32 protein-coding genes, 2 pseudogenes and 1 riboswitch are annotated in these 24,402 nt (G+C 33.7%); of the genes and pseudogenes, 25 read left to right on the forward strand and 9 right to left on the reverse strand.

Going from position 1 to position 24,402, the window contains the following annotated elements; all coding sequences use genetic code 11:
• The 5 genes and pseudogenes from Q0977_RS15565 to Q0977_RS15585 all read left to right on the forward strand — a co-directional run.
• Positions 1-291 (forward strand): annotated as a pseudogene (locus tag Q0977_RS15565) (hypothetical protein); the annotation flags it as partial.
• 223 nt (positions 292-514) lie between these two features.
• A complete protein-coding gene (locus tag Q0977_RS15570; RefSeq protein WP_299515645.1) occupies positions 515-592 on the forward strand; it encodes a hypothetical protein in 78 nt (25 codons plus the stop codon).
• Positions 589-1,155 carry an SMI1/KNR4 family protein gene (locus tag Q0977_RS15575; RefSeq protein WP_119415214.1) on the forward strand — a complete coding sequence of 189 codons (567 nt, stop codon included), beginning with the start codon at positions 589-591 and terminating at the stop codon, positions 1,153-1,155. Before Q0977_RS15570 ends, Q0977_RS15575 begins: the two co-directional genes overlap by 4 nt.
• A 554-nt stretch (positions 1,156-1,709) precedes the next feature.
• Positions 1,710-2,149, forward strand: a pseudogene (locus Q0977_RS18295) (DUF4274 domain-containing protein).
• 457 nt (positions 2,150-2,606) lie between these two features.
• Positions 2,607-2,795 (forward strand): hypothetical protein, encoded by a 189-nt coding sequence (locus Q0977_RS15585; RefSeq protein WP_299515602.1) that lies wholly within the window; start codon positions 2,607-2,609, stop codon positions 2,793-2,795.
• Here Q0977_RS15585 and Q0977_RS15590 read toward each other — a convergent pair.
• On the reverse strand, positions 2,776-3,006 hold the full coding sequence (locus Q0977_RS15590) for a glutaredoxin family protein (RefSeq protein WP_119415212.1): 231 nt from the start codon (positions 3,004-3,006) through the stop codon (positions 2,776-2,778). The two genes, Q0977_RS15585 and Q0977_RS15590, sit on opposite strands and share 20 nt — an antisense overlap.
• 242 nt (positions 3,007-3,248) lie before the next feature.
• Here Q0977_RS15590 and Q0977_RS15595 point away from each other — a divergent pair, with 242 nt between their 5' ends.
• Positions 3,249-3,494, forward strand: a complete 246-nt coding sequence (locus Q0977_RS15595) for a hypothetical protein (protein WP_119415211.1) — start codon at positions 3,249-3,251, stop codon at positions 3,492-3,494.
• A gap of 92 nt (positions 3,495-3,586) precedes the next feature.
• On the opposite strand, the gene Q0977_RS15600 is transcribed toward Q0977_RS15595, so the two are convergent.
• The 3 genes from Q0977_RS15600 to Q0977_RS15610 all read right to left on the reverse strand — a co-directional run bounded on the left by Q0977_RS15600 (position 3,587) and on the right by Q0977_RS15610 (position 5,469).
• Positions 3,587-4,003 (reverse strand): DUF1284 domain-containing protein, encoded by a 417-nt coding sequence (locus tag Q0977_RS15600; protein ID WP_299515606.1) that lies wholly within the window; start codon positions 4,001-4,003, stop codon positions 3,587-3,589.
• A 186-nt stretch (positions 4,004-4,189) separates the two neighbouring features.
• Complete coding sequence (locus tag Q0977_RS15605) at positions 4,190-4,438, reverse strand: ferredoxin (protein WP_119415209.1); 249 nt, start codon at positions 4,436-4,438, stop codon at positions 4,190-4,192.
• A 20-nt stretch (positions 4,439-4,458) separates the two neighbouring features.
• A complete protein-coding gene (locus Q0977_RS15610; protein WP_124218528.1) occupies positions 4,459-5,469 on the reverse strand; it encodes an NAD(P)/FAD-dependent oxidoreductase in 1,011 nt (336 codons plus the stop codon).
• Between the two features lie 334 nt (positions 5,470-5,803).
• Between Q0977_RS15610 and Q0977_RS15615 the strand changes: the two genes are divergently transcribed.
• The 6 genes from Q0977_RS15615 to Q0977_RS18300 all read left to right on the forward strand — a co-directional run bounded on the left by Q0977_RS15615 (position 5,804) and on the right by Q0977_RS18300 (position 10,203).
• Positions 5,804-6,373 (forward strand): dihydrofolate reductase family protein, encoded by a 570-nt coding sequence (locus Q0977_RS15615; RefSeq protein ID WP_299515609.1) that lies wholly within the window; start codon positions 5,804-5,806, stop codon positions 6,371-6,373.
• A 451-nt stretch (positions 6,374-6,824) separates the two neighbouring features.
• Entirely contained in the window at positions 6,825-7,502 is a 678-nt protein-coding gene (locus Q0977_RS15620; RefSeq protein ID WP_299515611.1) for an ABC transporter permease, read from the forward strand.
• Positions 7,502-8,401 carry an ABC transporter ATP-binding protein gene (locus Q0977_RS15625; RefSeq protein WP_299515613.1) on the forward strand — a complete coding sequence of 300 codons (900 nt, stop codon included), beginning with the start codon at positions 7,502-7,504 and terminating at the stop codon, positions 8,399-8,401. The genes Q0977_RS15620 and Q0977_RS15625 overlap by 1 nt, the downstream gene beginning before the upstream one ends.
• 195 nt (positions 8,402-8,596) lie before the next feature.
• Complete coding sequence (locus tag Q0977_RS15630) at positions 8,597-9,379, forward strand: SMI1/KNR4 family protein (RefSeq protein WP_299515615.1); 783 nt, start codon at positions 8,597-8,599, stop codon at positions 9,377-9,379.
• 36 nt (positions 9,380-9,415) lie between these two features.
• A complete protein-coding gene (locus tag Q0977_RS15635; RefSeq protein WP_299515617.1) occupies positions 9,416-9,883 on the forward strand; it encodes a GNAT family N-acetyltransferase in 468 nt (155 codons plus the stop codon).
• A gap of 236 nt (positions 9,884-10,119) precedes the next feature.
• On the forward strand, positions 10,120-10,203 hold the full coding sequence (locus tag Q0977_RS18300; protein ID WP_367269486.1) for a putative holin-like toxin: 84 nt from the start codon (positions 10,120-10,122) through the stop codon (positions 10,201-10,203).
• A gap of 332 nt (positions 10,204-10,535) precedes the next feature.
• Here the strand turns inward: Q0977_RS18300 and Q0977_RS15640 are convergent, their stop codons facing one another.
• Positions 10,536-10,769 (reverse strand): hypothetical protein, encoded by a 234-nt coding sequence (locus Q0977_RS15640; RefSeq protein WP_299515620.1) that lies wholly within the window; start codon positions 10,767-10,769, stop codon positions 10,536-10,538.
• Between the two features lie 516 nt (positions 10,770-11,285).
• Between Q0977_RS15640 and Q0977_RS15645 the strand changes: the two genes are divergently transcribed.
• The 9 genes from Q0977_RS15645 to Q0977_RS15675 all read left to right on the forward strand — a co-directional run bounded on the left by Q0977_RS15645 (position 11,286) and on the right by Q0977_RS15675 (position 17,862).
• Positions 11,286-12,725 (forward strand): MFS transporter, encoded by a 1,440-nt coding sequence (locus tag Q0977_RS15645; RefSeq protein ID WP_299515622.1) that lies wholly within the window; start codon positions 11,286-11,288, stop codon positions 12,723-12,725.
• 285 nt (positions 12,726-13,010) lie between these two features.
• Positions 13,011-13,685, forward strand: a complete 675-nt coding sequence (locus Q0977_RS15650; protein ID WP_299515624.1) for an alpha/beta fold hydrolase — start codon at positions 13,011-13,013, stop codon at positions 13,683-13,685.
• Between the two features lie 31 nt (positions 13,686-13,716).
• Positions 13,717-14,085, forward strand: a complete 369-nt coding sequence (locus Q0977_RS15655) for an SdpI family protein (RefSeq protein ID WP_119415201.1) — start codon at positions 13,717-13,719, stop codon at positions 14,083-14,085.
• Between the two features lie 29 nt (positions 14,086-14,114).
• Entirely contained in the window at positions 14,115-14,411 is a 297-nt protein-coding gene (locus Q0977_RS15660; RefSeq protein WP_119415200.1) for a DUF3784 domain-containing protein, read from the forward strand.
• A 165-nt stretch (positions 14,412-14,576) separates the two neighbouring features.
• The gene (locus Q0977_RS18305) at positions 14,577-14,660 is read left to right on the forward strand and encodes a putative holin-like toxin (protein WP_367269485.1); all 84 of its coding nucleotides are present in this window, start codon (positions 14,577-14,579) and stop codon (positions 14,658-14,660) included.
• 540 nt (positions 14,661-15,200) lie between these two features.
• The gene (locus Q0977_RS15665) at positions 15,201-15,404 is read left to right on the forward strand and encodes a helix-turn-helix transcriptional regulator (protein ID WP_124218523.1); all 204 of its coding nucleotides are present in this window, start codon (positions 15,201-15,203) and stop codon (positions 15,402-15,404) included.
• A 2-nt stretch (positions 15,405-15,406) separates the two neighbouring features.
• Positions 15,407-15,709: a hypothetical protein gene (locus Q0977_RS15670; protein ID WP_124218522.1), complete on the forward strand. Its 303-nt coding sequence runs from the start codon at positions 15,407-15,409 to the stop codon at positions 15,707-15,709.
• Positions 15,710-15,891: 182 nt separating this feature from the next.
• Positions 15,892-15,975 carry a putative holin-like toxin gene (locus tag Q0977_RS18310; RefSeq protein WP_367269485.1) on the forward strand — a complete coding sequence of 28 codons (84 nt, stop codon included), beginning with the start codon at positions 15,892-15,894 and terminating at the stop codon, positions 15,973-15,975.
• Between the two features lie 633 nt (positions 15,976-16,608).
• A complete protein-coding gene (locus Q0977_RS15675; protein ID WP_119415199.1) occupies positions 16,609-17,862 on the forward strand; it encodes a dicarboxylate/amino acid:cation symporter in 1,254 nt (417 codons plus the stop codon).
• A 24-nt stretch (positions 17,863-17,886) separates the two neighbouring features.
• Here the strand turns inward: Q0977_RS15675 and Q0977_RS15680 are convergent, their stop codons facing one another.
• Entirely contained in the window at positions 17,887-18,057 is a 171-nt protein-coding gene (locus Q0977_RS15680) for a hypothetical protein (RefSeq protein ID WP_164489624.1), read from the reverse strand.
• Positions 18,058-18,424: 367 nt separating this feature from the next.
• Complete coding sequence (locus Q0977_RS15685; protein ID WP_124218521.1) at positions 18,425-18,784, reverse strand: hypothetical protein; 360 nt, start codon at positions 18,782-18,784, stop codon at positions 18,425-18,427.
• A gap of 120 nt (positions 18,785-18,904) precedes the next feature.
• A riboswitch (SAM riboswitch) is annotated at positions 18,905-19,007 on the reverse strand.
• A 292-nt stretch (positions 19,008-19,299) separates the two neighbouring features.
• Here Q0977_RS15685 and Q0977_RS15690 point away from each other — a divergent pair.
• Both Q0977_RS15690 and Q0977_RS15695 read left to right on the forward strand, forming a co-directional pair.
• Positions 19,300-20,097, forward strand: coding sequence for a helix-turn-helix domain-containing protein (locus Q0977_RS15690; RefSeq protein ID WP_299515635.1), 798 nt, complete (start codon positions 19,300-19,302; stop codon positions 20,095-20,097).
• Between the two features lie 88 nt (positions 20,098-20,185).
• Complete coding sequence (locus Q0977_RS15695; protein WP_119415196.1) at positions 20,186-20,605, forward strand: hypothetical protein; 420 nt, start codon at positions 20,186-20,188, stop codon at positions 20,603-20,605.
• Positions 20,606-20,840: 235 nt separating this feature from the next.
• On the opposite strand, the gene Q0977_RS15700 is transcribed toward Q0977_RS15695, so the two are convergent.
• Complete coding sequence (locus tag Q0977_RS15700; RefSeq protein WP_119415195.1) at positions 20,841-21,062, reverse strand: KTSC domain-containing protein; 222 nt, start codon at positions 21,060-21,062, stop codon at positions 20,841-20,843.
• Between the two features lie 159 nt (positions 21,063-21,221).
• Between Q0977_RS15700 and Q0977_RS15705 the strand changes: the two genes are divergently transcribed.
• On the forward strand, positions 21,222-21,719 hold the full coding sequence (locus Q0977_RS15705) for a hypothetical protein (protein ID WP_119415194.1): 498 nt from the start codon (positions 21,222-21,224) through the stop codon (positions 21,717-21,719).
• A gap of 127 nt (positions 21,720-21,846) precedes the next feature.
• On the opposite strand, the gene proC is transcribed toward Q0977_RS15705, so the two are convergent.
• Positions 21,847-22,641, reverse strand: a complete 795-nt coding sequence (gene proC / locus Q0977_RS15710; RefSeq protein ID WP_119415193.1) for a pyrroline-5-carboxylate reductase — start codon at positions 22,639-22,641, stop codon at positions 21,847-21,849.
• Positions 22,642-22,939: 298 nt separating this feature from the next.
• Between proC and cyoE the strand changes: the two genes are divergently transcribed.
• Positions 22,940-23,887 (forward strand): heme o synthase, encoded by a 948-nt coding sequence (gene cyoE, locus Q0977_RS15715; RefSeq protein WP_299515647.1) that lies wholly within the window; start codon positions 22,940-22,942, stop codon positions 23,885-23,887.
• Positions 23,888-24,402 lie beyond the last annotated feature (515 nt).

The raw sequence follows: 24,402 nt of genomic DNA on the forward strand, positions 1-24,402 counted from the left end.
ACGAAAGTCGCTACCAAGGCCGGTGCTAGCAAAGTAAAAGGTGCAGCACAAAAAATTTCTGGTTTAGATTTATTACCATATGCCCCTAGAAATCAATTAGCTTATGCGAATGTAGGTGTTGTGCCTTACAATGTGGTGAATGGTGCTGGGGTCAAAAATCAGTTGATCTCTATGACAAAGGTAGAGAGTAGCGGTAATCCTAGAACAAGGTTACCAAGAAGAAATGGTCAATGGAAAGGTGAACCTGGTAATGGGAAATGGTATTCAGATAAACCGCAAGTAAAAAAATAACGAATGGTGAAGGTGTAGAATTTAATGAGGGAAGACCAAATTTCACTCCATGGAGTAAAGGGTCCCTTAAGTTTAAAAAAGGTATATTAGATGGAACGAAAAAAGATTTTAATATAGTTTATGAAAAAATTAAGCAGTTGAAAGGATTTAAATCAATCAATCAAAATTTTGGCTTAAAGAAAAAGGGTTAACACCACATCATAAAAGCTCAACTGAAATTGAATTGATTCCAACTGAATTACATGGAAATATACCACATATTGGTTCTGCATCTGATTTAAGAGGAGGAAAAAATAAGTGAACGAAGTATTGAAAAGAACATTAAATACTATTATCGATATAGATATGAGTGTAGTAAAAAGAGATAATTATGGCAACAGTATTAAAAAGATAGAACTCTTTTATAATGTAAATATTCCATTGGACTATAAGGAATTTTTACTTGAATATGGAGGGAGCTTTATTAAAGAAGACATAATGTATCAGCCAATCGAGAGTACCCCTGTAACTCCAAAGGATGGGTTTGATTCAATAAATTGTTTTTATGGATTTACAAATAATAACAATGATATAGAAGAAGCCATAAAAACGTATCATGAGATTTTAGGTACTGACGTCATGCCTATTGCAGATGCGGATGGAGGGGATTTAATATGTTTAGGTTTGAAAGAAGACTATAGAGATAGAGTTTATTATTGGTATCACGAAGAACAACTAGTAAAAGATGATGGAGCAGAACATTTATATCTTATTGCAAACACTTTTAAAGAATTTATTTTTAAATTTAAGAAACATGTAAGGAAAATAGATATTGAGTTAGATGATATTGATATATTTTTAGATGAAGATTTACTAAAGGATTAGAAGTTTTGGAATGAAAGTTTTAAGATCTAGTGCCAGGCATTGAAACAATTCAGAAAATAGACTACAGATCAAGTCCTTAATTTCTCAAGAGGTTAGGGGCTTTTTCTTTTTATGGTTAAATTTATGATTGTGTAGATACCCCCATGATACGGTAGAAATAAATTCTTCAATTCTCTTATAACTAGTGAACTAGACGATCTTTGGAAAGATAAAAAGATTAGAAAGAAAATTGAACGTCAACTCAGAGAACCTGGAGGCTTAAATGAGTGGCACTTAGTTTCAAAGGATTCGCAATTTAAGTATTGGAATTAGTCCTATGTATAGGCATAGAGACTATCATTCTGTTTATAATGAAGTAGTTGAAAATGCATAAAAATAATAGATTAACCAAAGTGTTGAGAGTTTATAAAAGCAAGTTTATGAGTTGCAGAGTAGTTTAAGGAGATTGCAAGAGAACGGCTTACCATTATATCCTAGTCAAGGAGCAACAGTAGAACTTTGGGAAAGAAAGCTTAGAAAAATGGAAAAACAATAGAAGCAAGGAGGTAATATAAATGGAAAATAAATACATCGAACAGTTACTATATAGCACAGATAAAGAATATATAATAAATCAGTTAACGAATACAAACAACTCATTATTTTGTTGCTAATTATAACTGGAATAATGGATTGGATGTACCTACGGTTATTCTAGAAAATGAGGCTTGTGATTTTGGAACAGGTTTACTAATGTTTTATTTTGCAGATGGATATCGTATGTTAGAAGACCCTGATGAAGTCTCAAGTTCTTCGTTAAAGGAATTGAAAGATTTTTTGAGTGAAATTTATAATAAAATTATAAACTTAAAGTTTAAATATCAGAATATTTCCTTCGACCCTGAGTTAACAAAAATTCAAAAGTATAAATTGAAAAAGAAAGAATAATCCAAGCATTCCTGATATTCTCATTAGTAAATCACCAGGTGAAGTGTTTGATGTTTCTAAAATATAATGTGTTTAAATTTGAGTGGCTATATGCCTTATTGGTGGAAAATACTTGGATAATTCTACAGTTAGCTAGATCAAATGAAGTTAGTAAACCATATATATTAATTTCAGGTATTTAGTTCCGATAAGTAATCCGCTTCCTGAGGCAGTTTATCCGCTCCAAAACAAATTGTATTCGCTCTCTCAGCAAATTAAGTCATCTCTCCAGTGTACTCAGGCAGCGAAAAATACTCCTATTATCCGCGGCAAGATTACTAGATTGACCAAGCAACTGGGCCGCGTAAAAGGAGGAGTAATAGGTGCAGCAACAATTTATTCGCTCTTGGCGACTGTTTATTCGCTCTCTCGGCAATTTAAGTCATTTATCCAGCGTACTCAGGTAGCGAAAAATACTCCTATTATCCGCGGCAAGATTACTAGATTGACTAAGCAACTGGGCCGCGTAAAAGGAGGAGTATCAGATGAAGCAACAATTTATTCGCTCTTGGCGACTGTTTATTCGCTCTCTCCGTCCGATTATTCGCTCAAAAATGAATTGTATTCGCTCTCTCAGCAAATTAAGTCCTTTCTCCAGCATGATCAACGCAGCGGATGGATGGAACAAAAAAATAAGAGAGCGCAGTGGCTCTCTTATTTTGCATATAAGTTAATGGATTCTGGGTCAAAACCTATTACCCAGTGACCGTTAATGTTGGTTTGTGGAACGCCAAGTTGCCCAGTTGTTTCTATAAGTTTAGTTGCAGCATTTTGATCTTGCTGAACATTCACTTCTTTAAATGGAAGGCCTGCATTTTTTAAATAATTTTTAAGCATTGAGCAGTATGGGCAAGTATTTGTTGTGTATACTGTAATATCGTTCATTTTCATTCATCCTTTCAATATAAAATATACCCATATAGGTATACTAAGACGATTGCATCTGTAAGTCAACTATTAAGTAATCTGAGTGAAATGTAGAAATATTATTCATTGGAAAAGAAATATTAGATTTGAAAAATTTTTAAAATCGATATAAGCATGTGATGTAATCCTTGAACCGTTTAGTTTAACAATAAATAGGAAATTATGATTAGGAGGAAAAGTAAATTAAAGGAGCGGTGATTATGGCTATTTGTCCTTTATGTAACTCATTAAAAATAGTGGAAATAAAGTGTCCTAAATGTAATGCTTTGTTAGATAATGCAGGGAAAGTAGCTGATTTTATGGACCCTTATAATCATTATAAGGATGAAGAGATTGCGAAAATGGATGACGGCTATCCAAATACAGCTAAAGATCAGACTTGCCCTCATTTAATGGTCTGTCGTAAATGTGGATATGATAAGGTGATTTTTATACAGGAAGAATAGCTCAAAAGAGGTTCATCTTTATTAATAGGGAAGTACAAAGAAACCATCCGAGGCTAGCAAAAGGATGGTTTCTCTACATTATAGTGATGGGGTTATTTAATTTCCTTTAAACCTTTTCCATCAAGTATTAGTTGAATACCATCTTCACAAAAACCGTAAGAACGCCATGAACAAGTTTTGCAGACAGATTGAATGTCTGAGGGAATAACATGGTTTTGGATATGAGATTCAATGTCTGCCCATTTTAAAGTCTGCCCGACTTTTAAGCCGATTTTCTCTAAAAATGCGGCATCCATTTGATAGATGTGATCATCTTGACAGTGATATTCACCTGAGTTTGGATAATTTTCGCATAATTGATCAGGTCCATTAACAAGCTGTACCAATGTTTCTGGATGCTTTCTCAAGGTATGATGTAAACGAGTCATATTTTCAACATATTTTTTGGAATATCCCATTCCTCGATAACCTAGAAGACAAAAAATATGATGTCCTCTTAATCTATACATAATTCTCCCCCTATTTGAATCGGCATAAAAGAGTCAACCTTATTTAATAAATGGTTAACTCAATGTTATCATAACATAAAGAATAAAAGGGGAGGAGATACTAATATCTCAGAGTGTAAAATAAAAACAGCTACAATGGTATGCCGTCACTGTAGCTGTTGCTCTATTTAAAATACTATTAAAAGCTTAATCAAACTTTTCTGCATCTCCATCAAAAGGTTTATCTGCAACTTTAATGGAACCGCTAGGGCATTCATCCCATGCATCTTCTAAATCATCGTAAAAATCTTCTGGAACCGCAGCAGTTCCTTGGTTGTCATCTAGTATTACATGAGAATGACCTTTTCGATCATGATTAAATATATCTGGTGCTATATCATTACATGCGCCACAAGCAATGCAAGTTTCTTTATTGACAATTGTATATTTCATTATTTTTTCCTCCTAAGGTTTATTTAAGCTTTGGTATTTTTTTCTTTCATAATGGTTGTACTGTGAAGAGCTTGCATATCAGCTGTTGGATCGATATATACTTTCGCGCTACTAATGGCGATAGGTGCTTCTCCAAATCCAGTTGCGATCAAGTTAACTTTGCCGTCATATGTGCAAATGTCTCCAGCAGCATAAATACCCTCTATATTTGTTTCTAATTTACTGTTTACAACAATTGAATGATTGTCGATTGCTAGTCCCCAATTTTTGATGGAACCGAGTGAAGTAGCAAATCCATAATTGACAATGACAGCGTCAACGTCCAAGGTTTCTCTTTCGGTTCCTTTTGTTTGTTGAAGTACTACTTGTTCTATTTGATGTTTTCCGATAAATTCAGTTGGGACAAATGGTGTCATGACTTCAATGGTAGATTTTTTCAAGTTTTCGACACTCTGTTCGTGAGCACGAAATGTATCTCTTCGGTGCACTAATGTGACATGTTCAGCAATTGGCTCTAGCATTAAAGCCCAATCAACAGCTGAATCACCTCCGCCGAATACGACCACCCGTTTTCCTGCGAACTTGTTTAGATCATTTATAAAATAATGAATATTACGACCTTCATAGTTTTCAATGCCATCAAGTTGTAATTTCTTTGGTTGGAATGCGCCATTACCGGCTGTGATCAGAATGGTTTTTGAGTAATGAATATCAGTATTTGTCGTTAGTTTAAATATACCGTCGGGTCGCTTTTCAACCTGTTCAACAGATTGTTCAAGACATATGGTAGGATTAAACTGTCTCATTTGCTCGTTTAAATTATTGATCAGCTCTTGAGCACGGATTTTTGGAAAACCTGCAATATCATAAATATACTTTTCAGGATATAAAGCAGATAATTGCCCACCTAACTGTGGAAGATTTTCTATGATTTTCACCGATAGTTGCCTCATACCAGCATAAAAAGCAGCAAACATTCCAACCGGTCCTCCGCCAATAATTGTAATGTCAAAGACTTGGTCATTTTGTGACATTCCACGCACTCTCCTCATACGTACCTAATATCTTTCAAATCGAGCTAGACTAGTAATCGATTAAAATAGCCTCTCTCGCTTACTTCATAAGTTATTGTATAAGGGGAAAATGAAATTAACGTGAAATTTAGTGCCAGGCATCGAACCAAATCTAATTTGTGTGAAATCTATATGAGTTTTTAAGCATAATTGTTCCCAAAACGTCGCTTTGGTAACTAATGTTATACATTAAGAATGTTTCGTAATAATAAAGTCATTTAAAATTATAATATAATGTATTAAGTTGTTCCTCAAACGGGCCGGATTCTTAAACAACTAGAAGGAGTGGAAATTAATGTCCAATGAAGTAGGAACAAGAAAAATAATTTTAGATTTAGCTGTTTCCTTAGACGGATTTATTGAAGGGAAAAACGGTGAAGTTGATTGGTGCATTATGAACCCTGAAATGGAGTTTACTAATTTCCTAAATCAAATTGATACAATTTTGTATGGAAGAAAAAGTTACGATTTATGGGGACAATATATTCCAACAGCTGAGGCTCCTGATGATGAAAAAGAAATGTGGGAATTGGTTCACAGCAAGGAAAAATATGTGTTTTCTAAAACGCAAAAAGGGACTGACAGTAAAGTAACATTTGTAAATAAAAATATTACCGAGGAAGTAAATAAATTAAAGAATAATCCTGGTAAAGACATATGGCTATACGGTGGGGCAAGTCTCATTACGACTTTTATTAATTTAGGACTCGTTGATGAGTTTAGATTATCTGTTCACCCTGTAGTATTAGGAGAAGGAAGACCGTTATTTGTTGATATAAAACAAAGATTGAATCTAAATTTGATGAATACAAGGACTTTTTCCTCTGGCGTTGTTCAACTAATCTACTATTCAAACGGAATTTAAATATCATTTTGGAATACTATACTATAATCTCCATTACTACTGCAAAATGGGTGCATTTATTGTAAAATTAATTTTTCTTCTTCAAATAATGGAGGATTTTGTTCAATAAGAACTAATAATGTATACAAAATAAATACAAATAACATTCCCAAATAAAAGTTTGGTGACATAGTAAAAAGGCATAAACGCTGTTATATCAGTGTTTGTGCCTTTTCTATTGGGAGATTGTTTATACGTGGTTTTATGCATGTCTTGGCGTCAGGTATTACTAGAAAGCTTTGCGTCAACAAAATAATTTTTCTCAATCAGATTGATATATAAACATACTATTTTTCAGAAATAAAAATAACATCAACATAAAAGTAATTTATTTCAATTAAAGGAAATGATAAACTGTATAAAGCAACATGAAAAAATCTACTATGTAAAAATTAATTCTGGAGGTTAAATAATGCTTGCCATTGCTACAAAGGAATTTGTTGAGATGATGAAAAGTTTTAAATCTTTATTTATTATCGCACTATTTGTACTATCCTCATATTTTATGAGCTCCTTCGTTTCAAAAAACGTTGTGAGCATTGGTACGGATACAAATAATTATGTGTCTGTCACAAGAATTCTTATTTTATTATTTGGTTTTCTATTTGTTCTGATGCTATCCCATGATTTAATAAGTCGTGAAACTTCCACAAAAACAATTCGATTTCTTATAACCAAAACTTCACGTACAAGTATTATAGTTGGTAAATTTTTAGGCGTTGCCGCTTTTTGGTTATTCTCACTAGGAATTTCAATCACTATCGTATCTTTTTTTGCGAAAGATTTTCTTTGGTTTACATTCTTACAGTTGTATAGCTTCCTTATTTTTGCGATAGGTCTTTGCCTACTAATTTCTACCCTGGCAAAAACCACAGGTATGTCAATGCTACTTGGACTAGCTGTTAGCTTTATCGCACCCATAGTTGGATTTTGGAGCATGTTCTCAGAAAAAACTTGGTTGAAACCGTTTAAACTATTACTTCCATATCAATATCAAATAAAAGAAAATGGCCTTGTGCTTATTCCACTTATAATAGGCCTCCTATTTATCTGTATTAGTATTTGGCATTTTAAACGAGGTGATTATTAATGAATAAAGTCTTAGAAGTTAAAAATATAACAAAATCATTTGGAAATATAGATGTATTAAAAGGCGTTTCTTTCTCTATTGATCAAGGAGAAATTTTCGGCTTTCTTGGAAGAAATGGGGCAGGGAAAAGTACATTAATTAATATTTTAACAGGCGTTATTCATCAAACAAATGGTGGTTTCCAAATTCTTGGGGGTTCCCTAGATAAAGTGAAACATAAAATCGGTGTTTTCCCTGATGTAGACAATTTTTACGCGGATTGGAGCGCTAATCAGCATTTAAAATTCTTTGCAAAAGTACAGAAACTCAAAATTCAACAAAAAGAGATCGATGAAAAACTTGCATTAGTAGGACTTTTAAAGGACAAAGAGAAAAAGGTGAAAAACTTTTCATTTGGTATGAAAAAGAAGCTAGGAGTTGCACAAGCACTCATCAACAATCCTGAATTTATTATTTTAGATGAACCTACATCTGGACTAGACGCTGAATCAGCAATTCATATGCGTGAACTTGTCAATAAATTAGCAGCTCAAGGAAAAACAATTTTCATCACGTCACATAATTTAAATGAACTTGAAATACTTAGTGATCGAATTGCTATTTTAAAGGATGGACAAATTAGTGTGATAGGAACTATGGAAGAACTACGAGTAGAAGCACAAAATAAAATCCAAGTAGAAATCACATTAAATCGTCCTCTCAAAAAAGAAGACTTAGCTACAATTGATTTACCTCCACATCAAATTAATAAGCAGAATTTACGTATTTCGGTAAAACAACAGGAGGAAATTGGAAACTGTATTCGCCAATTGGTACTTAAAGGCTATAATATTTATAGCGTTATTCAACAGGAAAAAACATTAGAAGATATATTCTTACAAAATGAGGTGGCACATTAGTGGGAAATTTCTAATAGTAGCAGTCGCGTTTATATTTGGTTACTTTTATCTAGCATGGATAATGGACGATAGAATGGGGCCGATTTTTGTAATTTTAATACTTCTTGCAGTGAATTATATTGCAAGTCGGATTATAAATGCAGTGAGAAAGAATAGATAAGGTAATAATGTTGTTAAATAATTGGAGGGAAATACATGATTTGGTCTAATAACCCTGATAATACATATAAATTAAAAAAACTAAAGGATTCACATATTCGAAAGGCTGAAAAGATTTTAGGGATTCAGTTACCGAAAGAATATATTGAAATTCTGAAAGAACAAAATGGAGGGGGAATTATATACAATGCGTTCCCTAGTCCTAAACCTACCGCATGGGATGAGACATCTGGATATATTGACCATATCCTTGGAATAGGTAAAGATTCAGGAATATTAGATACACCTTATTATATTCAAGAATGGGAAATGCCTGAGAATATTGTACTAATTAGTGGGGACGGATCCGAGTGGATTGCTTTTGATTATCGATTTACAAAAACAAACCCTCCTATTATCTATTTAAATAATGACAGTAACGAGATAATAACTGTAGCTAACACTTTTAGTGAATTTATTTCAAAACTATTTGTACAAGAGAATGTAGAAGTGATTTTTGAAGAAGAACCACAAGTGACTCAATTAGAAGTGGAACAATTTATTAAAGAAAATAATGTAGAAGAATTGATTTTAGCTATTGATCGTATTTCTTGGGATATAGACGAAATGGATCAAATCGATTTAGATTGGTATACAGATAAGTTAATACAATTAAGTCATCATAATGATAGTTATTTAAGACAATCAGTTATTAACGCAGCTAATGTTTTAGATTATTTAATAGATAAAGAAACACTACATAGCATAATAAAAATACTTGAGAACGATTCTGATAGCGATGTTTTAAATTCTGTTAATTTGTTAAAGAAGAAAATTTAGTGCCAGGATCTGATTAAGATGGGGAGAAATTTAAAGATGGACTATCAGTTTAATATTATGACACAAAAGCAAGCAGAAAATATCGCATTTAATTGGCATTATGATGGGGCATATTCATTTTATGATATGGAAGCTGATATGGAAGATTTGGATGAATTTTTAAACCCAGAAACACGAGGTAATACAATATTCGCTGTTACAAATAATGATGAATTGGTAGCTTTTTTGAGCGTAGATAAAGTAGATGATACTACTTTTGAAATTGGATTAGGAATGAGACCGGATCTAACTGGAAGAGGTAGAGGATTAGAATTTTTAAAGGCTGCAATGGATTTCGTTAAATCAGAATTTAAAGCCGAAAAAATAACCTTATCCGTTGCAACATTTAATCAGAGAGCCATTAAAGTATATAGAAAAATCGGTTTCAAAGACAAAGGTACTTTTATGCAGGATACAAATGGTAGCATATTTGAGTTTTTAAAAATGGAATATGTATGTTATTAAAAGGGGTTTAGTTGTAAAGTAATTTACATATAAACTCAGGTTTTGAAATATAGAACTTAGATTTGTAAATAATAAGGGATAGCGTAAATAGTGGTTTTGATAACAAAAGTTACTACGGAACGTGTAATTGTAGCATATTAAACTTCTTGCAAGAACAAAAGTTTGGTATAATGTATTTAGGATAGCTGATACTCAAGGGTGGTTGGCTCACTCCCGTTAAGAAAGGGGGTGAAGCCATGACAGTATTTGAAGCATTAATGTTGGCAATCGCATTTGCAACGTTAATCATTACAGTTCTGTCATTTAATCATAAAAAATAACCCATCCTTGAGTTAGGCCCTCAGATGGGTCATTTCTACCATTTGGAGCCAATCCCCTTAAAGGGATCAACTATCTTTTTGACCGTTCGATGCAGTAACATCGGCGGTCTTTTTAATTTATGTTTATAACAATTTTAGTATACGTGGTGAATGGCATATTTTCAAGTTACAGCTTAGTAGGGGTAAGAACCCATGTATTAAAACAATGATTTATTTCCATAATCGGATAGTTTATTTCTGAATTGGGATAGTTTATTCCCAAAATAGATGCATTTATTTCTAAAAATGGTCTATTTATTTCCAAAATATTGGTGTTATTTCTTGTATGAGATTTATTTTCGAAAAATGTTATTACCGATAAAAGCAAGTGAATTTAAGTCCTTAATCTCTTCGGAGGTAAGGATTTTTTCTTTGATATTCAATCCACGTATTTCTTGGATTAATCCACGTGTTTTATGATTTAATCCACGCAAATAAGGGGTCAATCCACGCATTCGGAAGTCCAATCCACGCAGAAAGAAATTGAATCCACGTTCTGGGCAATTTAAGTCCCATGATTGGATCAAATTATCGAAAAATATTCCTATAAAATCAAAATTTCTCTCTAATTTTAACGTCACTTTGAAAAAATTTTTTATATGAAAATTTCACCGTTATATTTCTGATCAAATTCTTCTTAAAAAGAGATTATATTTTTGTGAGAGATGAGAAAAAAAATAATGCTTCTAAACCGCTTTATATCAAGGTGAATATAGGTTTCCAAAATTTTGAATTTACATTGGCGAATTGTGATTTTATTTTGAAAAATTTTTAGAGAAAATAGGTCTTCTAGTTATGTTGAAAATTTGCTGTTTTATACCGATTATTTGACAAAATGCTCTTAAAGCCTATATGCTTAGTATGTAAAAATTTTTACGCCACACTTTAAGAACCTCAGGTTTTCAATACGTCGACAACAAGATAATTCGGGCTTTTAAAAGATTAAATTGTTGTTTTTTTCCGCTATTTTATTATCCAACAATGTTTTTTAAATCTTTTGCAGTCCTCGAAAATAGCAAACCATTAAAGGAGCTGTTTAGAGTATGCAACAAAATAATTTAGAAATAGAACCGCAAGATATTAATATAGTAAGTTCCAAGAAAGCAAGAAAGGCTGTCATTGCCACAGGAATCGGTAATGCAATGGAATGGTTTGACTTTGGGCTTTATGCATATTTAGCCGTTATTTTAAGTAAGTTATTCTTCGCTGGAGTTGATAACAGCGGGCTTCAACTAGTCTTTACGTTTGGTACATTTGCTGCCGCTTTCTTAGTACGACCTCTTGGAGGAATATTTTTTGCTAAGATTGGTGATAAACATGGTCGAAAAATTGTTTTAAGTACTACGATCATTTTGATGGCAATTTCCACTTTATTAATCGGTTTCCTCCCAACATACCAGCAAATTGGAATTTGGGCACCAATTCTATTATTGGGTGCTCGTTTGATACAAGGTTTCTCAACCGGTGGTGAATATTCAGGTGCGATGGTTTATATCGCTGAATCTTCTCCTGATAAGAAACGCGGTACACTAGGAAGTGGTCTAGAGATTGGTACATTAATAGGTTTCATAGCCGCTTCTGGTTTAGTAACGATTTTAACTTTTGCATTATCCGATGCACAAATGCTTGCTTGGGGATGGCGTATTCCGTTCCTAATCGCTGCACCAATTGGTCTTGTCGGCTTATATTTACGCCGTCATTTAGATGAATCTCCCGTTTTTGAAGAAATGGAACAAGCACAAGAAGAAAATGATGAAGAACCACTTACATTTAAAGAAATTTTAAAACATTATAAAAAGGATTTACTTTTAAGTGTTGTGATTGTCGCATTCTTTAATATTACAAACTATATGGTATTGTCTTATATGCCATCTTACTTAACAGAAGTATTAGGGATAGATAATACAACAAGTTTAATCATTCTACTAATTGTTATGGCATTAATGATTCCGTTAGCATTAATCGCAGGTCGTCTTTCTGACAAACATGGTAACAAGCGTATTGTGCAGATTGGCTTAATCGGTTTAACATTCTTATCTATTCCAGCATTTATGTTAATGGGAAATGCACACATCGGATTTATCTTCGCAGGTGTATTCTTACTTGGTTTCTTATTAAGTTTCTATGAAGGTACACTTCCATCTCTATTACCAAGTCTGTTCTTCTCGGATGTTCGTTATCGCGCATTAGCATTAACATTCAACGTTTCTGTTTCGATATTTGGTGGTACGACACCGCTTGTCGCATCTTATTTAGTACACGTAACAGGTGATCCACTAGCACCAGCCTATTATTTAGCTGCTATAAGTGTGATTGGCTTAATCGTCTTCAGTATATTATTCGTTCAAACTTCAGGTCGCGCCTTAAAAGGTTCTTACCCTGCGGTGGAAACGAAAAAAGAACTTCGTGAGGTCATGAAACAGGATCCAGAAGAAGCTCTATGGTGGCAGGAAGAATTACCTCAATCTAAAGAAACAATGTAATTTTCATATAAATAGAATCGTCCATTTATAGTTAAAGATTATAAATTTTAGCTATATAAAATGATAAGCGCTCCTTTCATTTTAAGTTTGGTATAATCGCCAATTCTTGTTAAAATGAAAAGAGCACTTAAATTATAAGTTTAATAGTTTGAAAATTAAGATATTGTCCCGTTAGGAGGGAGTTTTTCCCGTGAAAGAATATTATATAGAAAGAGCTAATTGTTTTCTTCGTTATCATGATTTTCCAGGAAATGATATTCCTATAATGTTTATCCATGGTCTGGGGTGTGGGGGTCATTTGATTATCCTGAAGTTGCAACTCAAGAAGCTTTAAAAAATCATCGTTGCATTTTAGTAGATCTTTTAGGAGCAGGGTATAGTGACAAACCAAATGATTTCACTTGTACCGTAGATAGTCATGCTGAATATCTTGCGGAATTTGTTTCTTCGATTGGATTAGAATCCTTTATCCTTTTCGGTCACAGCTTAGGTGGAGCAGTAGCGATATCTTTAGCTACTAAATGTCGTGATCGTATAGATAGAATTATTTTAAGTGAAGCAAATCTAGATAAAAGTAGCGAAGGGTCAACGAGCAAGTACATTGCAGAATATGATATGCAAAATTTTTTAGAAAATGGATTTAAACAGTTAATGCATGATAGTCGTCAAAGTGGAAATGAAATATGGGCTGCAGCCTTGTCAACATGGTCTCCTAAAGCTGCGTATCTTATTTCTAAATCAGCTGCTGAAGGAGAGGAACCTTCATGGCGTGAAAAGTTCTATGCTCTAGATTGTCCTAGAACTTTTATCTTTGGAGAAAACTCATTACCAGATCCTGATTTGAAGGTACTAAGCAATCATAAGATTAATATAGAACTTGTCAAAAATGCAGGTCACTCCATGGCATGGGAGAACCCGCAAGGACTAGCACTAGCGATTAAAAAAGGTATCAATCTATAGTACTGGACGAATGGTAATTAGGAGGGGGATTATGAGCACGATATCAATCAATGTTGGAATTAGCATTCTTATTGGAGCAATCTTCATTATTTCTGGTTTCATATTACTTTATAAACCTCCAAAGGATATTAACCCAATCTACGGCTATCGAACAAAACGGTCCATGAATAACATGACCCTTTGGAAAGAAGGAAATACCTACAGTGCAAAGCTACTAATAAAATATGGCATAGCTTATTTAGTTGTAGGAGCGATCATAAGTTTTATTATTACAAAGGATGAGTATGCTCTCCTAATAAATCTAATTCTAATGATTTTAGTAACAATCCTATTGTTTGTTTCTGTAGAAAAAAGGTTGAAAAAACTATCTTCGGAATCTCACGAAAAATTTTTAGGCTAATATATTATAAAGAGCTAAAGGGGTAGATTATGGATACTGATGGACTTATCATAACCACAGTAGTCGGTTTAATCTATATCTTTTTAGGGTACTTGATATGGTTTAAAAAGATGCTTTTTTTAATAGCGGGTTACAATGACTCAACTTTTGAAGGGGATAAAGAAAAATTAGCAAAAGGAACTGGAATTGTTCTTATCATATCAGGTATAGTAACGATACTTTTACCCTATTTCCTTTACTGGTTTGGAAACACTATGGGAATAATATATTGTTTACTCATCATTATAGTGATAGTAGTGATATTATGGGTGAAAAGTAAACGATGAAAATTATTAAACTTTTAATAAGAACGAATGTTTGGTAATGTGTAATAGATAGATGATACTCAAGGGTGGTTGGCTCACTCCCAAAAAGAGGAGCGCAGACTAACACCACCGCGTCCTGCGGTAACGTCTGCATGACCCACATCGTGTGGGCCCGGGGGTGATGCCATGACAGTATTTGAAGCATTAATGTTTGCAATCTCGTTTGCAACGTTAGTCATTGCAATTCTGTCATTTAATCATAAAAAATAACCCATCCTTGAGTTAGCGCTCCGATGGGTTATTTAATCAGTGTGAGCCAATCCCCTTAAAGGAATCAACTATCGTTTTGACCGTTCGATGGGATAACATCGGCGGTCTTTTTAATTTATGCTTATAACAATTTTAGTATACGTGGTGAATGACGTATTTTCAAGTTACAGAATCTGAGGTGTTGGGCGTGAATCTTTGTTCCAGAAGAGGTTAAGGGATTTTTCTTTGATATTCAATCCATGAATTCCTGGGGTTAATCCACGCAATCGAAAAGTAATCCACGCAATCGGGAATCCAATCCACGCAATCGAGCATCCAATCCACGTAATTCCAAATTGAATCCACGTTCCGGACAGTTTAAGTCCTCTTAAAATAAATCAAAGTATTAAATAGATACATTAGCTACACATATATTTGCGACGGTCTTGAAAATTGTATAGAGAAATTATATATAATCATTTCAAGTAAAGGAAACTTTACAATAAAATAGAAATATGGTAAGTTTTATGTAAAGGAACCTTTACGTTGGGGTGGTGAGAAATGGAACATCGGATAAAAGAACTTAGAACTTCATTTAATTGGACACAAGAGCAACTATCTGAACTGCTTGGTGTTTCAAGACAAACGATTATTTCTATTGAGAATGGTCGTTACAATCCATCATTAGAACTCGCATATAAAATTGCAAAGTTATTTCATCTTAGTATCGAAGAAGTATTTATATTTGAGAAAGGGGAGAACTAAATATGAGTTTGGAACAGATATTAGGAATCTTGGGTTTATTAATTGGAGTTTCAGGTGGACTTTTTGGATTATGGTGGGGGAGAAAACTTTCTAACCGTAAACGAGGTATCGATGAGAGATATAAGAACATTTCGATTAGATCATTAGCAAATGGTTGGAAAATAACTTTAGTATCCATTTATATATTCTTTATATTAATGCTATTTGGAATTCAGTTTTCAGTTGCACCTGTCCTAGGAATTATTTTACTAATTCATATGGCTGGATGGGCATTTTCGGCAGTGTATTATAATTTAAAATTCTAATTTGAGATCAAAAGGTGTTTTGGTATTAGATATAAATAATGGACTGTTTAAATCGTTTTATTCCATGAGTTAGATTATGTTTTTATTAAACTCCCAATAAGAACAAATGATTGATAATATGTAATAGATAGCTGATACTCAAGGGTGGTTAGCTCACTCCCTCTAAGAAAGGGGGTGATGTCATGACAGTATTTGAAGCATTAATGTTTGCAATCTCATTTGCAACGTTAGTTATCGCAATTCTGTCATTTAATCATAAAAAATAACCCATCCTTGAGTTAGCCGCTCTGATGGGTTATTTCTACCTTTGGAGCCAATCCCCTTAAAGGAATCAACTATCGTTTTGACCGTTCGATGGGACAACATCGGCGGTCTTTTTAATTTATGCTTATAACAATTCTAGTATACGTGGTGAATGACGTATTTTCAAGTTACAGAATCTGAGGTGTTAGGTGTGAATCTTTGTGAGTTACTAAAATTTCTGACATACATCATAAATTAAGTCCTTATCTCATCGGAGGTTAAGGAAAGGACTTTTCTTTCCGTTTCTATTTAAAGGATATCAATTGAAAAATAAGTTTAATCCACGTAGTTGGTGCTTCAATCCACGTAAGTTAAGGTTTAATCCACACATTCGGGCATCCAATCCACACAAATCGATATTGAATCCACGTTCCGGACAGTTTAATTCCTAGCAGAGTAAATTCAATTCCATTTAGAAAAGTCAACAGCTTATTTATAAAACAACTTTTAAGTTATTCTAAATTTTTAAGGGCACGGCTTATAGCACGATTTTTATGAAAAATAGAAAATTTTATACCATTTGCAGAAAAAATAGTATATAATTGTAATAGATACAAAATTTATTGAATATTCTTTTAAGCTAAAGGGGGAAATTTATGAAATTAGCGAAGCACATTTTAATAGCACTTATTTTGGGGGCAGTTGCAGGTCTTGTGATGAACTTATCAATGCCCAACGCTTTTACATCTATCGACAAATACTTCTTGACACCTCTCGGAACGATTTTCATAAGCTTGATCAAAATGCTGGTTGTTCCACTCGTTTTCTTCTCTATTGTTTTAGGTACTGCGAATATTGGTGATCCTAAAAAACTTGGTAAAATTGGTGTGAAATCAATAGCATTCTTTTTAGCTACAACAGCTATTGCTATAACAATTGCTATTATACTTGCTTCCATTATAAAACCGGGTACGGTTGGCACATTTAATACAGAAGGTTTAAGCTATGAATCTCAAGAAGCACCAGCAGTTACAGATACGTTATTAGGGATTATACCGACTAATCCTGTAGCAGCATTTGTAGAAGCAAACATGTTGCAAATTATTTTCTTCTCGGTATTCATAGGGATAGCTTTAGCATTTTTGGGAGACCGAGTAAAGTCTGCTTTAAAGGTAGTTGATGAGGCTAATGAAATTATGCTGTATTTAGTATCATTAGTTATGAAATTTGCACCATATGGTACATTTGGTTTGATCGCTTCTGCGATTGGTAAACAAGGATTTGATGCGATTAAAGCAATGGGACTTTATATGATTGTCGTTTTAGTCGCATTAATCGTTCACTTTGTTTTGGTTTACGGTGGTGCGCTTAAATTTTTGGCGAAAAAGAATCCAATTCAATTTGTGAAGGATTTCTTCCCGGCCATGACGGTTGCGTTTAGTACTTCAAGTAGTGGTGCAACATTGCCGATTTCTATGAAATTAGCTCAAACTAAACTAGGTGTCCCTAAATCTATAAGTAGTTTCGTTCAGCCGCTAGGTGCGACAGTAAATATGGATGGAACAGCCATTATGCAGGGGGTTGCAACTGTATTTATAGCACAAGTATATGGAGTCAATCTTACTATCACAGAATTAGCGATTGTTGTCATCATCGCAGTTCTTGCAAGTATTGGTACAGCAGCAGTGCCTGGAGCTGGTCTGATCATGTTAGCAATGGTATTAAATGCTGTGTCATTACCAGTAGAAGGAATTGCTTTAATAATCGGTATTGACCGAATACTTGATATGGCTCGTACGGCAGTAAATGTGTCAGGAGATGCTGTATGTGCAATGTACGTTTCGCAAACTGAAAAAGGTAGCGAAGAACAATATACAGAAAATGAAAAATCACTACCTCAAGCACAATAAGGCGGGGTAGCGAAAAATTTCAGATTAATGAAGAACAACTAAGTCCTTAATCTCTTCATAGGTTAAGGACTTTTTCTTTGGTTTCTTTACTTTATTAGCCAATCCACGCAAAACGATGGGGAATCCACGTATTTTGGGATCCAATCCACGCAGATCAGGGTTTAATCCACGCAATCGAGCATCCAATCCACGCAATTCAAAATTGAATCCACGTTCCGGACAATTTAGGTCATCCGTAAGTGCATCAAAGAAAAGAAGGAGATACTCCTATTAAGCGCGACAGATATTTCATTAGATTCAAAAAAACTATCCGCGATAAGTAGTCTTGAACTATCAAGAATGATTAGAAATCCAATCCACGCAATCGAGCATCCAATCCACGCAAATCAGGGTTTAATCCACGCATTTAGGAATCCAATCCACGCAATCGGGAGTTCAATCCACGCAAATAGAAATTGAATCCACGTTCCGGACAATTTAAGTCCTCCGCGAATGAATCAATCCAGAATGAAACAAGGGAACACTCCAAGCTTAGCGGGTGTTCCTTTGTTTACGTTACAGATTATTTTGATGTACAAATCACTGTACGGTGCCCGTGAGGAAATACATGTTTCATATAATTTCCTGAGGTTACTGGAATCTTGAGACCTTTTTGTTCTAAAATCATCCAAATTGTTCGGTCTAATGCAAAGATTTCTTCCTTCATCAATCGGTTTATCTGACTTTTTTTGAAAGCCAATTGATATGTCTTTCTTTGGAACTTAACTGTCATGTAGTAATGGGGCAATGTTTTGACTACTACTTCACATACATCTCCATTTTCGGATAACTCTTGTTGAACACAATTTCCAAGATGTTTGAAAAAATCCTTTGCTGATAGATGTTGAATCATTTGTGTTCGAATAAGACTACTGCTGTTCATTTTAGATTCTCTCCTTTTTTATGAGCCAAAATGGTCTCTATTTCAATAAGGTATGAAGAGAAAAAAATAAACCCCTCTACTGCAGTTGTGAATGCAATAGAGGGGTTCGCTAAATCCCGTTCGTTATCATTCAAAGCACTGCTTTGCTGGATGAAGCACCTTACCGCTTGGCAGGTTGCTGTGAAGTCAATGAGCCAGGACTCTCGTTCACTCTCGATAACCTTATTAAATTAAATGTATTATAGCATAATATATCTTTAGATACAAGATTGAAAGTTAAAATATGTATAATTATAGGGCTAAGTAATGGGGTGAGTTGATAAAATTTCCATAATATAATCTTTTAAATGATGAAGAATCGCTCTCCATTATGACCGTCATTAATTAAAATTTTGGGCCTTTTCTTGTTTGATAGTTTCTCATATTTCTTCCTTTCATTACAATAAAATTTTTGTCCGATTTTCTTTCCTACTTTCTATGTAATTAGTAAATAGAAAGAAAGTAGGTAGATGTAAGTGGCGTGTTTTGACTACTTAGCACCTTATGTCATATTTGAAAGCGTACAGGAAATGGACGAACATGTTGAGGGGCATATTCGAAAAAATTTTTATGAATTAACCGAATCTGAAAAAGCTGTCTTATATAAAGTCGCATCGCATGCACTAGATTACCCAGGGGTATGTCATCTAAAAGCAAAAACAATCGCAGAATCTTTAGGAATATCTATAAGAACCGTTTTTCGAAGTTTAAAACATCTTGAAGAACTTCGGATTATTCAACGTATACATACAAAAAAGATGAATGGCATTAAAGGTGCCAACATCATTTTAATTTTAGCTTCACATGACACATCGAGCGTGTCACATCAAGAAAACGCCGAAAATGCATGTGAGCGTAAGGGTGAAGCAACTAATTTTCAAAAGGAACCATCTAATTCTCTTAATCAAAAACAAATATATGTAAAACATACCTATCCGATGCTAAATTCATCATTAAGAAATCGTATCTTCCATCATCTAGCTGCAACTACTGGTGAAACAAAGGAGACAAAGAGATTCCTAGACGTAATCCAAAAACAACTCAAGCCTTTACTAAAGTGGGAAGTATGGCAATCTCAAAAAATGAAGCTTGAAGAGATCGGATTCACACTTTTTAAAGAAGTTGTTCAAAAAAGTAAGAAATGTAATATCAAAAACCCTTTTGGTTATTTGTATTGCAGATTAAGTAAAAAATTGGATGAAGTAATGATGGAAATGATAGAAACATATGCAGCCGAAGCAAGGGATGGCGATTGTAGTGTAGTAAACGAATGAAGATGAAGCATTGGATTTATTTTTATCATATGTATTTATTTGGCATAAAAGATAGTGATGATTAGGTTATCAAATAGGGGATGATTTGATGAAAAACTATTTTATATTAGTATTTATTGTTGCATTAGTACTTGGGGCGATTACTTATTGGAATTTCTACGAAAATAAAATTGACGGAAGTTCGGAAAATAGCGTATGGAAAGCCGAATATGTAGAAGAAAAGATTGGTGGAAGTTCTATAGGATGGATAGCAAATGTCGATCAAAAAAATGATGAAAAATTGACAGTGAAGAAGCTTGAACTTATAAAAAACGGAAAAGTAATGGCTGAGCAAACAGAGTTCAAAGAGTTTAAAGATATTAATGGAAAAAACTACACACTCCATCCTTTTTCGTATCCCGAATTGTATGGAGGAGACGCACCAGAAAAAGAAGATTCCTATCATGTACGGATTATATGGGAAGATCATGCGAATAAAGAACATACGGATGAGATTGAATTGAAGTGAGAATTGCATAGGGATTTAGTAAAAATTAATAAAAACAAGACGGTTGCGTTAGTCCGTTTAATTTGAAAAGGAAACTTAACAAAAAAGGACTTCTTTTAATTATGTTAATAATTTAAGAGAGCCAAAATAAATGAGAAAAGTCATGTTACAACCGTTTAATGAATAAAGTAATACTTGTAGTTAAAAGAAAAGCCTCAATACCAATAAGGCATCGAAGCTTTAAGCTATACATACGTTAAGACTGACTTTGCAATCGTACAAAACGATATTTGTCTTTTATAAATTGTTTGAAATAACGTCCTGGTGAATCGGCTTCCATTAGACCTTTGTAATACAATTCTGGAACTCCGTAGTATTCGAATACACCATCTTTGATAAATTCAATTCTTAAAATCATCGCACTAGAATTATAGCCGACAGAAGCCAATTTAGAAGAAGTAACCGCTTTCATTTCCATAGTAATTCGCCTCCAAAGTTTTCAATATAACTGTTGTGAAAATAATAATAACAGATATTAAGTAAAAATGAAAGCGCTTACTATAAAGATAGTGTAAAAATTTGAAATTCACATTTTAAACGAAAGAAATCTAATATAATAAGAGAAGGGGGGATGATGTTGAAAATCAAACAGCTTATTACTTTTTTAATCATTTCGAATTTATTGACCCTTGGATTTGTTTGCTATTCAATTGTTCAACATAATTTTCAACAAGAATCTTACTTCTTAGATGAAATTCAAGCGCCTCTCGTCCAACTACAAGCGACGATCAATCACCAAAAGGAAAATAACTGGAAAGACCCAGAACTCATTTCATACCAAGCTTCTACTATTCAAAACTCTCTTGAGAAAGTGTTAGATAAATCACATTTTGCACATTCAAAATTGACGGAACATGAACAGTCCAATTTACTTCAAATAAATAAAGCCCTACAAAAACTGCCACAAAATACGGAGTACACAATAGCCAATTGGAAGAAAGAAGATCAACAGAAAGCCATAGCATTGGAGAGGACATTAAAAAAGGCAAAGTTATCAAATGATGACACAAATCATGAAGATTATAAAAGCTTTATGAAACAATGCAAGATAGTTGCGAATGAATTAAAGGAATAATCGGTATGTATGAAAAAGGCTGCTCAAAAATTAGAGCAGCCCTTTTAATCAGATGGGGTAAGTCCTAACAAAAAGTGTGGAAGCAGGTTAACGCTTGTCTACCTAAAGTAATTGAAAGAAATCTATATTATGAAAGAGTGTGATCTTTTTCAATTACCGCATTTACAGCGTCAAAAATGGTGCTTTCAAATTGATCGTTTTGAAGAGAAGTTACGCCTTCAATTGTTGTTCCACCAGGTGAGCATACTTGATCGACAAGTTCCCAAGGGTGTTCACTGCTTTCCATAATCATTTTAGCACTGCCGAATACAGCGCTTGAAGCGATTTCAAGTGCACGCTTCTTATCCATTCCTGCCCGAACCGCTGCTCTTGCCAATGAATCGATATACATATAGCTAAAAGCAGGGGAGGCACCAGCGATTGCAGAAAAGACGGTAAACTGTTCTTCTGGTAATTCAATCATGGAGCCAATTGTATTAAATAAGTTTGTGACCATTTCTTTATCTGCATTTGTTGCATTTTCGGAAGCACTAAAGCATGTTGTAGATGCCCCTACAATTGCATTAATATTTGGCATGACACGAATAATAGATGTAGCTTTAGGTAAATTCGTTTCTAAATAGTCGATAGATTTTCCAGCAGCAATCGAAATGACTACTTGGTTTGGAGATAAGTACTCATTTACTTTTGGCAGTAACTCATCAAACGTTTGTGGTTGAACTGCAAGAATAATGACATCTGCTTTCATCACTTCTTCTAATGTCGAACATCCTGAAATTTGATACGCATCGACTAATTTCTCTGTTTTATGTGAAGAGCGATTGAAACCTAAAATATATGAAGCATTAAATCGCTTACTTTGAACCATTCCTTTAATAATCGCAGTGGCCATGTTTCCAAGCCCGATAAAACCGTATTTCAATTTATATGACACTCCTATCAAATACTCTTTTCAAATTATATTAAGTATAAAGTGTAAATCTAGTTTTGGGTAATATTTTATACTAGAGACATTTTAAACAAAGAAAAGGAAGCAAATCATGTCATTATTGTGACAGGGGAATTTTAAATATGTATATTATGTTAAAGTTTTGGTATGATTAAAGCATTGTTTTAATTTTATCTGATAGGCAATCCATTTCAATAACTATGAATTTTTCTCAATTAGTTGTTATAATATAGTGGAGCTCTTGCTATGAAAAGGAATGAAAAATGAAATAATGGGTAGTGACACAAAACGAGACCAAGCATCACAAGATACAGCTGTCACTGTATCGAAGCCATCTATCTCAAAAATTTTAGCGATGACTGTCAAAACAGGTATTATAAAATCGAATCTTATTACAATGATTGCCGGATTAACGCTAGCACTTTATAAATATGAGTTGAATCCACTCGATAAATGGCTTGATATTATTTGTGCGATTATTGGTTCTGCATTAGTAATCGCTGCTGCAGGGGCATTTAATAATATTTACGACAGAGATATCGATGCTATTATGAATCGAACGAAAAAACGTCCGACGGTAACTGGTGATATACAGATCAAATACGTTTGGATAATCGGTATTGGTTCCACAATTATTGGGCTTTTAGCTCTTTATATCGCAACACCTTTAGCAGCGTTGCTTGGGCTTACTGGACTTTTCTTTTATGTATTTCCTTATACAATCTGGACAAAACGTCATACTGTATACAACACCGAAGTTGGGAGTATCTCTGGAGCAATGCCTCCATTAATCGGTTGGGCAGCGATTCATCCGAATATTATGCATCCAGCTATACTAGGGCTATTTGTCATCTCACTAATCTGGCAAATGCCTCATTTCTATGCCATTTCTATTCGCAAGTATGACGATTATCGTGCAGCAAATGTTCCGATGTTACCAGTAGCCAAAGGGATGAAACGAACTTATATTACAACGAATATCTATTTAATCCTATTAACTGCCAGCTGTTTATTGCTTGGCACATTAAGTAAAGGGTTAATGCTCGTTGCTTTACTTTTAAGTATTATTTGGCTTGTGATGAATATTTATGGTTACCATAAAAAAGAACCAAAGAAATGGGCAACTCTATTATTTGTCTATTCTTTGCTTCATATGACAATTCTATTTTCAACGGTGATTATCTATTCAATCGTTGATTTATTTTTAAAATTACACTAAAAAACCTCGACATTTTCTTTTTGGAGAATGTCGAGGTTTTTTATGATCTGGTATGCGGATTGTTTTTTTTATATGGAAATAACCATTTATAATATTTTTTTGCTAATGTATAATTGATTTGTAATATTTTTGACATAAAACTAATTGTTAGATGGAAAATGAAACAGTATTTTAGCGGAATTTGAAAATTTATTGTGGAATAAGCAACAGTCATCAAAAAAATTCTTATAATACTCTCTAAAATGCTATAGGAAAAAGTTTAGACGGGAGGTATTACTTATTATTTAGACTTTATATTGGATGACGCAGGGGGACTTAGTATGCACCATGCTACAGATCTGCTTATACTTATGCTAAATATGTTGCAGATACAAGATTAAACTAAGCTAATCTAATCTAAGGAGAATATAATGAATTATATAAAATATTTCTATCACATTGGATCTACGTCAAGTTTCTGGACACACAAAAGTTAAGTTTTGTTCTGCGCAACCTCCATTTTTGAGTGTTCCACA

The organism is uncultured Rummeliibacillus sp. (assembly GCF_934216135.1).
In the GTDB taxonomy this organism is placed as follows: domain Bacteria; phylum Bacillota; class Bacilli; order Bacillales_A; family Planococcaceae; genus Rummeliibacillus.